This window comes from Sphingobacteriales bacterium, assembly GCA_016719635.1.
Classification (GTDB): Bacteria; Bacteroidota; Bacteroidia; order Chitinophagales; family JADIYW01; genus JADJSS01.
In genome coordinates this window covers 98,889-111,216 of record JADJYT010000002.1, presented here as the reverse complement: position 1 = coordinate 111,216, position 12,328 = coordinate 98,889, and the positions used below count along the sequence as shown (strand labels likewise).

General features: G+C 40.8%; 13 protein-coding genes. 10 read left to right on the top strand and 3 right to left on the bottom strand.

Annotated features, from left to right (window positions below):
* Positions 1-5 precede the first annotated feature (5 nt).
* From IPM95_04715 to cysQ, 4 genes are read left to right on the top strand one after another with little or no spacing between them, the layout of a single operon-like run.
* Positions 6-2,594, top strand: a complete 2,589-nt coding sequence (locus tag IPM95_04715; protein MBK9328617.1) for an SLBB domain-containing protein — start codon at positions 6-8, stop codon at positions 2,592-2,594.
* A 7-nt stretch (positions 2,595-2,601) separates the two neighbouring features.
* Positions 2,602-3,705, top strand: coding sequence for a hypothetical protein (locus IPM95_04710; GenBank protein MBK9328616.1), 1,104 nt, complete (start codon positions 2,602-2,604; stop codon positions 3,703-3,705).
* 15 nt (positions 3,706-3,720) lie between these two features.
* Positions 3,721-4,281, top strand: a complete 561-nt coding sequence (gene rfbC, locus IPM95_04705) for a dTDP-4-dehydrorhamnose 3,5-epimerase (GenBank protein MBK9328615.1) — start codon at positions 3,721-3,723, stop codon at positions 4,279-4,281.
* On the top strand, positions 4,281-5,048 hold the full coding sequence (cysQ, locus tag IPM95_04700; protein MBK9328614.1) for a 3'(2'),5'-bisphosphate nucleotidase CysQ: 768 nt from the start codon (positions 4,281-4,283) through the stop codon (positions 5,046-5,048). Before rfbC ends, cysQ begins: the two co-directional genes overlap by 1 nt.
* On the opposite strand, the gene folD is transcribed toward cysQ, so the two are convergent.
* Positions 5,049-5,960: a bifunctional methylenetetrahydrofolate dehydrogenase/methenyltetrahydrofolate cyclohydrolase FolD gene (gene folD / locus IPM95_04695; protein ID MBK9328613.1), complete on the bottom strand. Its 912-nt coding sequence runs from the start codon at positions 5,958-5,960 to the stop codon at positions 5,049-5,051.
* Between the two features lie 73 nt (positions 5,961-6,033).
* Here folD and IPM95_04690 point away from each other — a divergent pair, with 73 nt between their 5' ends.
* The gene (locus tag IPM95_04690; GenBank protein MBK9328612.1) at positions 6,034-6,672 is read left to right on the top strand and encodes an AAA family ATPase; all 639 of its coding nucleotides are present in this window, start codon (positions 6,034-6,036) and stop codon (positions 6,670-6,672) included.
* A 1-nt stretch (position 6,673) separates the two neighbouring features.
* Here IPM95_04690 and IPM95_04685 read toward each other — a convergent pair whose 3' ends face one another.
* Together IPM95_04685 and ubiE are read right to left on the bottom strand one after the other, a co-directional pair.
* Positions 6,674-7,402 (bottom strand): PorT family protein, encoded by a 729-nt coding sequence (locus IPM95_04685; GenBank protein ID MBK9328611.1) that lies wholly within the window; start codon positions 7,400-7,402, stop codon positions 6,674-6,676.
* Entirely contained in the window at positions 7,351-8,007 is a 657-nt protein-coding gene (ubiE, locus tag IPM95_04680; protein ID MBK9328610.1) for a bifunctional demethylmenaquinone methyltransferase/2-methoxy-6-polyprenyl-1,4-benzoquinol methylase UbiE, read from the bottom strand. Before ubiE ends, IPM95_04685 begins: the two co-directional genes overlap by 52 nt.
* A 149-nt stretch (positions 8,008-8,156) precedes the next feature.
* On the opposite strand from ubiE, the gene IPM95_04675 reads away from it, so the two are divergent.
* From IPM95_04675 to IPM95_04655, 5 genes are all read left to right on the top strand, one after another.
* Positions 8,157-8,744, top strand: a complete 588-nt coding sequence (locus IPM95_04675) for a YihA family ribosome biogenesis GTP-binding protein (GenBank protein ID MBK9328609.1) — start codon at positions 8,157-8,159, stop codon at positions 8,742-8,744.
* Between the two features lie 136 nt (positions 8,745-8,880).
* On the top strand, positions 8,881-9,918 hold the full coding sequence (locus IPM95_04670; GenBank protein ID MBK9328608.1) for a hypothetical protein: 1,038 nt from the start codon (positions 8,881-8,883) through the stop codon (positions 9,916-9,918).
* 146 nt (positions 9,919-10,064) lie between these two features.
* Positions 10,065-10,313 carry a type B 50S ribosomal protein L31 gene (locus tag IPM95_04665; GenBank protein ID MBK9328607.1) on the top strand — a complete coding sequence of 83 codons (249 nt, stop codon included), beginning with the start codon at positions 10,065-10,067 and terminating at the stop codon, positions 10,311-10,313.
* 63 nt (positions 10,314-10,376) lie between these two features.
* Positions 10,377-11,561, top strand: a complete 1,185-nt coding sequence (locus IPM95_04660) for a GlmU family protein (protein ID MBK9328606.1) — start codon at positions 10,377-10,379, stop codon at positions 11,559-11,561.
* On the top strand, positions 11,561-12,328 hold the full coding sequence (locus tag IPM95_04655) for a triose-phosphate isomerase (protein ID MBK9328605.1): 768 nt from the start codon (positions 11,561-11,563) through the stop codon (positions 12,326-12,328). Before IPM95_04660 ends, IPM95_04655 begins: the two co-directional genes overlap by 1 nt.

Sequence of the window (12,328 nt, the reverse complement as noted above, 5' to 3'; positions counted from 1 at the left end):
ATACAATGAAAATGATAAAAAAGATAGTGATTTTAAGTGGATTGCTTTTTTGCTTTTCGATAGGCAATGCACAGCTGATCATACCGTTTATCCCGCCAGCCAATCCTGAGCCGTCTATAAAGGATATTTTCAAGAAGATTGAAGATACCCTTCAGATAAAACAAGGGGAAATCAAGGTGGAGGAAACAAAAAAATCGCAGGATATTGCAAAAGGGTTTAATCCAAGATCGAAAGATGCGGATGAACAGGCCGGATCATTGGGTAATGCAACCAATGCCAATGAGGTAAAAGGTAATATCAATACGCCGGATAAATTATTAAAGGAAGCCCAAAAGGCTTCCGAAACGGTGGAGAAGATTACGGCAACAGCGACAAGGGAATTAAGAGCCAGGTTAGATACGGTGGATATTTACGGGTTTACCTATTTCCGCCAAAAAGATGTGAAGATATTTAATAATGCCGTGGATATTAAACCACCCTCCAATTATATACTGGGTGTCGGTGACCAGATCGTTGTTTCCATTTGGGGTTATGCGGACTATAACCGCCTATTTTATATTGATAAGGACGGGTATATCCAACAGGAAAATATCGGACGTGTTTACTTAAAAGGTTTGACGTTACTACAGGCTAAAGAATTATTAAAGACCCGTTTTGCAAATGCCTATATGATTGATAAATCAGATTTTGATGTATCCATCAACTATTCACGCGTTATAACCATCAATGTTGTCGGTGATGTAGAAAACCCGGGTTCGTATACCTTTCCCGCCATCAATACGGCTTACAACATTCTGGCTTATGTAGGCGGCCCTTCGAAATCAGGCTCCGTCAGAGATATACAAATCAAACGCGACGGAAAAATTATCCGGAAATTCGACTTGTACAAATTCTTGTTTACACCCGAAAAGCAAGATGATATCTTCCTGGACAACAACGACTATATATACGTGCCGGCACAAAAGAATATTGTGAAGGTGGAAGGTGCCGTAAACCGCGAAGGGAAATATGAAATGCTGCCCGGAGAAACATTCGAAGACCTCCTGAAGTTTTGCGGGAATTACAAACCGGATGCATTTACAAAAGTGGTTCAGATAAGGCGTTTCGAAGAAAACAAACAAATTCTGATAGATTATAATCTTGACAGTATCCGAATTGTGGGCGGCAAGATTGAATTAAAGAATGGAGATGTCATCGGCGTTCGTTCTATTCCAGAAAAGATTAAGAACTACAATGAGATTTTAGGGTCTGTATTGCTGCCGGGAAGATATCAATGGCAGGAAGGCGACAGGGTTTGGGATTTAATTACAAAAGCACAAGGATTAAAAGAAGATGCCTATTTGGAGGAAGCTTACTTGATCAGAACGAATTTTGATGATTTCAGAAAGCACTCCTTCAAAATTGATTTAAACAGAGTGATCGAAGATAAAACTTCTGAAGACAACATGTTGCTGACATTCAGGGATGTATTGGAGATAGTCATCATCTATCGGGTCAATGATGACTTAACGGAAAAACTGATATCCTTTAAGATAGATACCACAGATAATTACCTGTCGATGGATACGTTTAAACTCAAGAAACGGGACAAGATTTATGTACTGAAAGATTTAAGAAGAATTGACAGATATTATGTGGAAGTCAACGGAATGGTGCGCAAAACGGACACATTCCCATACATGGAAAGTATGACACTGGCAGATGCGTTGATTCTGGCACAAGGCTTTAAAATGGAAGCGGCATCAAACAGAATTGAGATTGCACGGATAGCAAACTACGATAAGGCCATTTCCCAGTCGGTACCTACTCAGGTGACCATACTCAATTACAGTATCAGTAAAAATATCGGAAAAGACCCGGTTGCAAATTCCATCAAACTGCAACCTTATGACCAGATTTACGTTCGGCCAACTCCGGAGTTTGAATATCAGATGAAGGTAACGATTAAAGGAGAGGTGCTTTACCCCGGTGATTACGTGCTGACAACAAAAGACGAACGATTGTCTTCTGTCATTGAACGTGCAGGTGGTCTCACACGCTTTGCTTATGCAGACGGCGCCCGGTTGTATCGGACAGAAGACGGGATAGGCGATATCCTGACGGATGTTTCAAAGGCTATCAAATACAAAACATCCAAGTTTAACTATGTGCTTAAGAAGGGGGATGTAATAGATGTGCCCGCAATCAAGGACTTAGTGGCTTTAAAAGGACAATTTAATTACCCTACGGAGAAAAAACCGGAACACTTGTATGTGCCCTTTACGGAAGGAAAAGACGCCAAATATTATATCTATAAATATGGCGCTGGCTTTAGTGATAGCGCATACAGATTGAAAACCTATGTTATCCGTCCAAACGGACAAATACTGGGAACGCGCCGTTCCATGTTTGGAAAAAATTACCCTAAGGTAGAAAAAGGATCTACGATAGTGATACCTTCCAAGGAGGCTAAAATTAAAAAGGATAGGACAAGGGTATCTAGCGGAGAAGCGGGACAAAAGCTTCAGAAGATTTTAACGGCTACCATTTCAGCCATATCTTCTGTCCTGACGCTTTATTTACTTTTCTTAACTGTGAGAAATACCAATAAATAGGCAAGAGATGGAAAACAACGAAGAAACGGACGTCATAACTCCTCCTGCTGAGAAAAGAGAAAATGAAACGGTACCTGAAACCAAAGATCAGGGGCTGATTTTATTTATTGCATTCTTGAAGGAGTTCTTTTCCATCGTTGGTAAGTTAGCGTTTCTTCTTGTTATTCCCATTATTCTGATGTCCTTGTATGGCTATTACAAAGGGAAGCAGGTAAAACCTACTTATACAGCCAAGATTACCTTTTTCCTCTCGGAAGAACGACCGCAGGTGCCCGGTGGAGGGGGGTCATTTTCTAACCTGCTTCAAACCACCAACTCCAGTTTTGCCAATCCTAAGAAATTGAAAGAATATGCCTTTACCGAAAAAGTAGGTTCCAAGATGGTCTTTAAAAAGATTGTCTTTAAAGGAAGAGAAGATTTTCTGGCGAATCATTACCTGCGCCTCTATTCCGGATACAAGACAAGCTATTTTAAGGAATTAATCACCGTAAAAGATATGAGTATCCAGGATTATCTGGTGTTTAAGGGTATTTTAGGAGGTATCAGGGGTATGGTATCCGTTGATTATAACGAAGCGGAAATATATTCCATTACTGTTACTACAGGCGATGAGGAATTTTCAAAATTATTGTGTGAGTGTTTCTATGATAACCTAACGGACTATTATATCGAACGGGCAACCAGAAAAGCTAAAATAACGGTGGACTTCCTGGAAGAGAAACTGGCGTATGTGAAGGCGCAGCTGGAAAATTCGGAATATAACCTGGCGGACTATAAAGACAAAGCCAATAACCTTGTTACATACAAGGCTGACCTGAATGAAACAAGGTATATCAGAAATAAAGGATTGTTAGAAGGGCTTTATGCTCAAACCGCAACTGCACTGGAAGGTTCAAAAACAAACCTGCAGTCAATCATGCCGTTATTCCAGACTATTGATGAACCGCATTTGCCGTTGGCAGTAAATATGGTCTCTACCAGAAGTCAGCTGATCACTTACATGATGTTCGGGATTATAATCGATATTATGATTGTGCTTGCTGTGTATTTCAAGAGACATTACTGGAAAAATATCAAAAATCTGATCAAAAGCGTAAGTACAAAACAATAAAGCGGATTCCTTAAGATGAAAGTATTACCCACCCCCTTACCTGATTTATTTATTATTGAACCTGCTGTTTTTGCTGATAACAGAGGTTTCTTTTATGAAAGCTATAATGCAAAAAAAATGCAGGAAGCCGGACTGAACTATGACTTTATCCAGGATAATCATTCCAAGTCATCCTATGGTGTTTTAAGAGGGTTGCACTATCAGAATAATCCTGCAGCTCAAACAAAATTAGTGCGGGTAACACAAGGGAAAGTGCTGGATGTGGTGGTGGATATCCGAAGAGGTTCACCTACATTTTTACAACACTTCGCCCTGGAATTGTCAGCGGAGAATAAATTGCAACTGCTGATTCCAAAAGGGTTTGCCCATGGATTTGCAGTACTGTCCGAAACATGTGAGTTCTTATATAAATGCGATAATTATTACGATAAGGCCTCCGAAGGAGGTATTGCATACAACGATCCGGCCTTGAATATTGACTGGATGATTCCGCAACAGGATATTATCCTGAGTGAGAAAGACATGCAAAACCCGTTTGCTGAAACTGCCAGTTTTAATTTTACTTATTCTGTCTGATGATTCAATCTGTTATTTCTATTGCCCTTCAGGCCGGTGATGCCATACTGGATATTTATAAGGATGATTTTTCTGTCGAACTGAAAAGCGACAATTCACCGTTAACAATTGCCGACAAAAATGCGAATGATATTATTGTAAACGGCTTGTCGGCCTTAGATGTCACTATTCCGATTATTTCAGAAGAAAATAAACTGATTGATTATGCTGTCCGCAAAAACTGGATAAGATGCTGGATAGTAGATCCGTTGGATGGAACAAAGGAATTTATCAAAAAGAACGGAGAGTTTACCGTTAATATCGCATTGGTGGAAAATGGTGAGCCGATACTGGGCGTGGTGCATGTTCCGGCTCAGAATATCACTTACTTTGCAGAAAAAGATAAGGGCAGTTTCAAAATAGAAAATGGGGTAACTGCCCCCTTGAAAATACGAACCTTGGCGGAAGGCGGTGTGCTTAAAATAGTGGGCAGTCGTTCTCATCAAACACCGGAATTACTGGAGTATGTTGACCAACAGAAATTAAAATTTACGAATGTAGATTTTGTGGCAGCCGGGAGTTCGCTTAAGTTTTGTTTGCTGGCGGAAGGAAAAGCGGATGTCTACCCGCGCCTGGGACCAACGATGGAATGGGATACCTGCGCCGGGCAAATCGTAGCGACCGAAGCAGGTGCAGAGGTTTTAAGGTTTGATAACCATCAACCGCTGCTATATAATCGTGAAAATTTATTGAATCCGTATTTTATAGTAAAGCATCCTGCTTTATAATCAGATATCATCCACACTGAAATTCAAAGCTTTCCGGTAATATTCTTCTTTTGCCGCACTTAATGTATTTTGCAGCAGGGAGACTACTGTCATTAAACCCACACCACCCGGTACCGGTGTGATATAACTGCACTTTTTGCTGACTTCTTCAAAAGCCACGTCGCCCAGCAGCTTGTAGCCGGATTTTTTGGTTTTATCTTCTATCCGCGTAATGCCGACATCAATCACCACAGCGCCCTCTTTGACCATGTCCGCTTTTAAAAACTCAGGTTTACCCAAAGCGGCGATGATGATATCCGCCCTTCGTGTCTCTTCTTTCAGGTTTTGAGTCTTCGAATGGCAAAGGGTAACGGTACAATTGCCGGTTTTACCTTTTCTGGCCATTAAAATACTCATGGGTAAGCCAACAATATTGCTTCTGCCAATGATGACACAATGCTTTCCTTCTGTTTCGATATCATAGCGTTTCAGCAGTTCTAATATACCTTTCGGTGTTGCGGAGACATAACAAGGAAGGTTCAATGTCATTCTGCCCACATTCATGGGATGGAATCCGTCCACATCTTTCTCCGGTGCAATGCTTAATATGATTTTTTCTTCGCTGATATGTTTTGGTAAAGGTAATTGCACAATGAAACCATCCACCGAATCGTCGTTGTTCAGTAAATTGATTTGCGTAATCAATTCATTTTCGGTGATATCATTTTTCAATTTTACCAGTGTTGACTTGAAACCCACTTCCTCACAGGATTTTACCTTGCTGTTCACATAGGTCTGACTGGCACCGTCGTCCCCTACCAAGACAGCCGCCAGGTGGGGCGTTTTTTTACCGCTTAGTTTCAACTGTTTCACTTCCGCCGCAATTTCCGTTCTGATGTCTTTTGCTGTTTTTTTGCCGTCTAATAGTTGCATGGTGAAATTTTGCCCTAAAAATAGGTAAGATAATTTCCTTTCATTAGTTTTGGGAAACATTTTTTTGAACACCATGAACCAAAAACCATTCGTTATTGGAATATCCGGAGGCAGCGGCAGCGGCAAGACCACTTTTGTCAAAGAATTAGCCCGCAGTTTCTCACCGGATCAGGTATGTATTCTCAGTCAGGACAATTATTATAAGCCGAGGGAAGAACAGGTGACGGATGCCAATAACGAGAAGAATTTCGATTTGCCGGAATCCTTCAGGGAGCGGGAGTACCATAAGGATGTCCTCCGGTTATTGAACGGTGAAGAGGTAGTTTTAAAAGAATATACCTACAACAATCCGGATGCAGAACCCGGCCTGGTGACCTATAAGGCCGCTCCTGTAATTGTTATTGAAGGTATTTTTGTTTTCCATTTTGCGGATGTGTCCAGCCTGATGGATTTAAAGATTTTCATCGATGCGGATGAACATATCAAACTTATCCGACGCATACAACGTGATAAGATTGAACGCAATTACCCGCTTGAAGATGTCTTATACCGTTATCAGCACCATGTTTTTCCGTCTTACCAGAAATATATCCTGCCTTACAAATCCGAATGTGATATTGTCGTCAATAACAATATCAGCTTTGAAGATGCCATGAATGCTTTGAGGCTGTCTATTAATGAGAAACTGGATGAAACCGTTTCGGGAATATGAATTACCCTTCAAAATTCAGTGAAAATGTAAAGGAACGGTTGTACAACCCTCTCATGTATTTGGAATAGACCAGGTCGTTGTTTTGTTTGTGTATATTCAGCACAGAATTGAATACTTTAAATTCAGGCGATAAAATGAATAGGGGGAAATGAATTTCCATCCCTACGCCATAATTTACGCCGAAATCATGTGCAGACTGTTTGGGCATATCCGGGTCTCTCCTGGATTTGAAATTACCTCCTAGGTCGTATGCATATTTTAAACCGGCTACCAGATACAGTTTGATATCTTTAAGCGGTTCAGTCTTGAATTTCATTTCAAAAGGAATTTCAAAGAAAATTTGCGGAATGGTCTTTTGTTTGGTGGTGCCGTCGGCAAAATCGTAGGTGATGTTTTTATTGGAAAACACAAAACTCGGCAGTGTCCTGAATTCGACATACTTATTGATGTGAAAACTGCCCAGTGCACCGATTTCAAAGCCCATTCCGAATCTTGATTTGACGGAAAGGATGCTGTCGCTGAGGGCAAACGCTTCGTTGTGCTTGACCATGAAATCTGAAAATCCTCCGCCAAGATGAATGCCGAAGTGGTAGCGTCTTCTGGAAAATTTCAAATCGTTTTCCATCGCATTGCGCTGGCCGAACACCAACGCAGGGATGCACAATAATAACAACAGTATTATTTTTCTGCAATGTATATGGTGCTTATGCCAAAGGTCAGTGGTGTACATGTAATGTTTTTATAGCCGGCATCCTGTAAAAGTGCCGCAAATTCTTCTCCATCCGCGAATAGTCTGACACTTTCCGGCAAATAGCTGTATGCGCTGGCATCTTTCGAGACCAACTTGCCGATAAAAGGTAAAACGTTGCAAAAATAAAAATAGTATAGCTTTTTAAAAAACCAATTGGTAGGTTTTGAAAATTCCAGGATAAACACTTTGCCGCCGGGCTTCAGCACTCTGCGCATTTCTGCGAGCCCTTTGGGTACATTTTCAAAATTGCGAACGCCAAACGATACACTCACCGCATCAAATGTGCCCTCTTTAAACTGCAGGTTTTCGCTGTCACCTAACTGAAGGGATATGTTCGGATATGGCTTAATCTTTTTTTTCCCTACTTCCAGCATCTTTTCTGAAATATCTATTCCAATAATCTGCTCCGGATGAAGTTGGGTTTCGGCTATCGCTAAGTCAGCGGTACCGGTAGCTACGTCCAGGATTTTCTTAGGCTGTGTGGTGCCGATTAATTTTACCAGTTTTCGTCTCCACAGCTTGTCTATGCCCATGGAAAAAAAATGGTTCAGGAAGTCATAAGTGCCAGCCACGTTATTAAACATCGTCGCCACTTGCTCCTTTTTGCTTTCGCCGGTATTATATGGTGTTAATGGTGTTCCCACTGATTTTTTGAAATACAACACAAAAGTACAATATTAGTTATCAATCTATCAAAAATAGTATTCATCTTTGCATTAAATAAATCAGAAACTTGATACAAACGGCAAAATTTATCGGCTCTTTTCCCAAATCAGATGATTGTCCGGATACGGACTATCCTGAATTTGCTTTCATCGGCAGAAGTAATGTAGGTAAATCTTCCCTGATAAATTTGCTCACCAATCGCAGAGAACTGGCAAAGGTGTCACAGACACCCGGAAAGACGCAGGCTATCAATCTCTTTTTGATTGATGAAAGCTGGCAGCTGGTGGATTTACCCGGTTATGGATATGCTCGGGTGTCAAAAACAACCCGAGAGGTGTTCAGCAAGATGATTAAATATTATCTGCAGAACCGCCGTCAGCTGATAAACGTTTTTGTGCTGGTGGATGCCAGCATTTCTCCGCAAAAAATAGATTTGGATTTTATTAACTGGTTAGGCGAACAGGGTATACCCTTTTCTGTTGTTTTTACGAAATCGGATAAGGAGAAAGCGTTGCAGGTGCAAAAGAATATCAAGGCATTTAAAGCGAAACTTGCTGAACAATGGGAAACACTGCCGAAGCAATTTTTGACCTCTGCAGAAAAAAACAGGGGAGGCAAAGAGGTCGTTGAATATATTAAATCGTTGTTGTTGTAGCATTCGGTCAGTTGGTTTTACGGATATCTTTTCATCTCTCCTTCACTTATCCACAATAGTTTGGCAATAATTTTGATAGTTGAATATCGATTCATCTAATTTTGTTGTTGTGATAAAACGATTGTTATACTTTTTTTTGTTTTTCATACTCACTTCGTACTATAATCCTTCTTCTTTACTAAAGGCGCAAGATATTGACGGAGTCTGGGTGGGTAATTTCATTGAATATGTACATAATACGTACGATGTTCAGCTATCCGTTCAGAAGCTGCCTCCCGGAGATATCTTTTCTGCCCGTTTGAAAATCACCAATGGGTTTTATTTCGGTGAATACAATGTGAGCGGTTATATCTGCAGTAAAAAATTTCTGGAAATCACGACAATTGTTTTAATCAGAGAAACAGAATCCTCCAATTGGATAGACTGCCTCAACGGTACATTTGACCTGAATGAAGATGATACGGAGATGACGTTTACGGATACCTGGCTGCTGAAAGATCAGAAGAATAATGCCTGTAAGGTAAAATACATCCAGAAAGACATGTTTCAGTGCCTTCGATCTGCCTATTTACGCAAACCAAAATACAGCGATGCCATCACAGACTTTAACAAAGTATGGGATCAGTATGGTAATAAGCCTAAACCTCTGGCTGTAATGACTACTCAGCCAAAATCACCGGAAAAGGAAATAGCGTCGGTAAGGCTGGTTGTGGCTGCTGATACTGTTGTCGCGCAACCGGAACCGGAGACAGCTGATAGGCCAAAATCAGAAACTAAGATAGTCGCAAAGAAAGAGGATCGTGCTCCGGTGATTGATACTTTTGAAAATGTCAAGATGCGTCCGGTTGTGGTGAAAGATGAAATTGAGGTCAGCAGCCCGGATATCACCATAGAATATTGGGACAGGTATAATGAAGATGGTGACTCTGTGAATGTGTATCTGAATAAGGTACCGGTTTTGGAAAATGTCTTGCTCACCAAGGCCAAAAAAAGCATAAAGTTCCATTTGGACAAAACTCAAAATTACCTGGTTCTACACGCCCTGAATGTGGGAACGGAACCGCCTAATACCGCCTCTGTAACAGTATACGACGGTAAAAAAATACAGAATGTTTCGCTGACCTCAGACATGAAAAAGAGTGGTGCACTGAAGATTAACGTGAAGAAAAAGTAAGGAGTAATTTCTGTGTACCAAATATGTAGTTGATTGTCAGTAATTTGTATAATCCTCTCAGTTTGGTGCAAAATTAATAATTATCTCATTTTCAATCTTTCAAATTTTAAGAAAATTCTGTATCTTTGCACTCTCAAAATAATTTTATGAAACCAGATATCCATCCGAAAGAATACAGATTAGTCGTTTTTAAAGACTTTTCCTGTGACCATTTGTTTTTAGCTAAATCTTGCGCAACATCCCGCGAAACCATCAAATGGGAAGACGGCAATGATTATCCTTTGGTGAAATTAGAGGTATCTAATGTATCTCACCCTTACTATACCGGAAAAGTTAAATTATTGGATACTGCAGGACGTATCGATAAATTCAACAAAAAATACGCTAAGAAATAACATTTCTCAAAGATATTTCATCAAAGTCGCAACTTTACGTTGCGACTTTTTTATTTTTACGGTATGTCTATCCCGCATATCGTACTTTTTGACAGCCGAGAAAGAAATCACTTACTGCCACTGACTGCAACAAGGGCGGTAGCCGATATTCGGGTTGGTATTTTAACCATCAGGGAGAAATGGGAAAAATACCTGAAAACTTCAACGGATGTATTAACCCAGGACTATTTGCAGGCAAAATATCCATTACTGCAAAAACAAGCTACCCTTTATATCAATGCAGGCATACTTCCAAATCCGGAACTTTGTCGTGAAATTCTGCAAATGGGCAATAATACCCTGCTGCAAAATGAAGACTGCATTATCGCAGTCAGAACCAATCGGGTAACCCTGTCATTGGAAACGATAGGGAAAAACCGGGAGGAATATATAATTGCATTTTCTGCTTATCCTTTGCAAAAACTGAACTTCAGCTGGGATATTTTTAAATGGAACGGAGAGGAGATCCGCAAGGATATACATCTGCTTGGATTAATTCCGAACCCTGAAAAATTATCAGACACCAATCAATTGCTGGGAAAGGAAATCTATGTGGAGGAAGGGGTAAGATGTGAATGTTCCATTTTAAATGCCCAGCATGGGCCGAGTTATTTGGGCAAAGACAGTGAGGTGATGGAAGGCTGTACAATCAGGGGGCCTTTCGCATTAGGGGAATATTCCACATTAAAAATGCAAACCAAAGTGTATGGTGACACTTCAATCGGCCCGCATTGTAAGATAGGCGGTGAAATCAGCAATTCGGTAATTTTTGGATATTCCAATAAAGCACACGACGGATTTTTAGGAAATTCCGTCATAGGGGAGTGGTGTAACCTGGGAGCAGATACGAATAACTCCAACCTGAAAAACAACTATGGAAAAGTTAAGGTGTGGGATTATGCTGCGAAGGATTATGTGAATTCTGATTTGCAGTTCTGCGGATTGATTATGGGCGACCATTCCAAAAGCAGCATCAATACCATGTTTAACACCGGCACGGTGGCCGGCGTTTGTGCCAATGTGTTTGGAGCAGGCTTTCATCCAAAATTTATACGCGATTTTGCCTGGGGTGAGAATGGCATTTTTCAATTAGAGATTGCCTGCGAAGTGGCACAACGGGTGATGGAACGACGGGGTATAGAAATTACGGAAACCGATAAAAAAATATTGAAACACATTTTTGAACAGACAGCAGAATTCAGAAAATAATGCGCAGAAAGATTATAGCAGGAAACTGGAAAATGAATGCCGTTAAAAGTGAGGCGGTGGTGCTGATTAACGGGTTACTGGATAATTATGATTCTTATAAATTGTCTGCAGCGAAAGAAGTCGTCATTGCAACACCGTTCCCCTACATTCATTACTGTTCCTCCATGTTTGTAAAATATCCGCATCTCTATGCCGCCGCTCAGAATTGCAGCGAGTATGCACAGGGGGCATACACGGGAGAAGTATCCGCTAAAATCATTGCTTCACTGGATGTTCGATATGTTATCATAGGACATTCAGAAAGAAGACAATATTTCAATGAAACGGATGAGCAGCTGCTGCTCAAAATACAACAGGCTCACAAAGAAAATCTGAACCCGATTTTTTGCTGTGGCGAACCGCTCGAAGTCAGAGAACAGGATGGTTATTTCGCATACATCAAAACACAACTGGATAACTGCATTTTCCAGCTTCCTGAAAATGACATCAGGAGTATGGTAATCGCCTATGAACCGGTTTGGGCTATTGGTACAGGGAAAACAGCCACACCTGAGCAGGCGCAAGAGGTCCATGCATTTATCCGTAAAGAGATTTCAAAGAAATATAATAAGGAAACTGCGGAACAGCTAACCATCCTCTACGGTGGCAGCGTGAATGCGAAGAATGCGGAAGAACTGTTTGCCAGCCCTGATATCGACGGCGGACTGGTCGGAGGTGCTTCCCTGAAAGTACAGGAGTTTTCGGATATTATAAAAGCAATGCACTGA

Coding starts and splice junctions, on each gene's coding strand:
- IPM95_04665 (MBK9328607.1), top strand. CDS start 10,065: ATGAAACCAGATATCCATCCGAAAGAATACAGATTAGTCGTTTTTAAA.
- folD (MBK9328613.1), bottom strand. CDS start 5,960: ATGCAACTATTAGACGGCAAAAAAACAGCAAAAGACATCAGAACGGAA.
- IPM95_04710 (MBK9328616.1), top strand. CDS start 2,602: ATGGAAAACAACGAAGAAACGGACGTCATAACTCCTCCTGCTGAGAAA.
- IPM95_04655 (MBK9328605.1), top strand. CDS start 11,561: ATGCGCAGAAAGATTATAGCAGGAAACTGGAAAATGAATGCCGTTAAA.
- IPM95_04690 (MBK9328612.1), top strand. CDS start 6,034: ATGAACCAAAAACCATTCGTTATTGGAATATCCGGAGGCAGCGGCAGC.
- cysQ (MBK9328614.1), top strand. CDS start 4,281: ATGATTCAATCTGTTATTTCTATTGCCCTTCAGGCCGGTGATGCCATA.
- IPM95_04715 (MBK9328617.1), top strand. CDS start 6: ATGAAAATGATAAAAAAGATAGTGATTTTAAGTGGATTGCTTTTTTGC.
- rfbC (MBK9328615.1), top strand. CDS start 3,721: ATGAAAGTATTACCCACCCCCTTACCTGATTTATTTATTATTGAACCT.
- IPM95_04660 (MBK9328606.1), top strand. CDS start 10,377: ATGTCTATCCCGCATATCGTACTTTTTGACAGCCGAGAAAGAAATCAC.
- IPM95_04685 (MBK9328611.1), bottom strand. CDS start 7,402: ATGTACACCACTGACCTTTGGCATAAGCACCATATACATTGCAGAAAA.
- ubiE (MBK9328610.1), bottom strand. CDS start 8,007: ATGTTTAATAACGTGGCTGGCACTTATGACTTCCTGAACCATTTTTTT.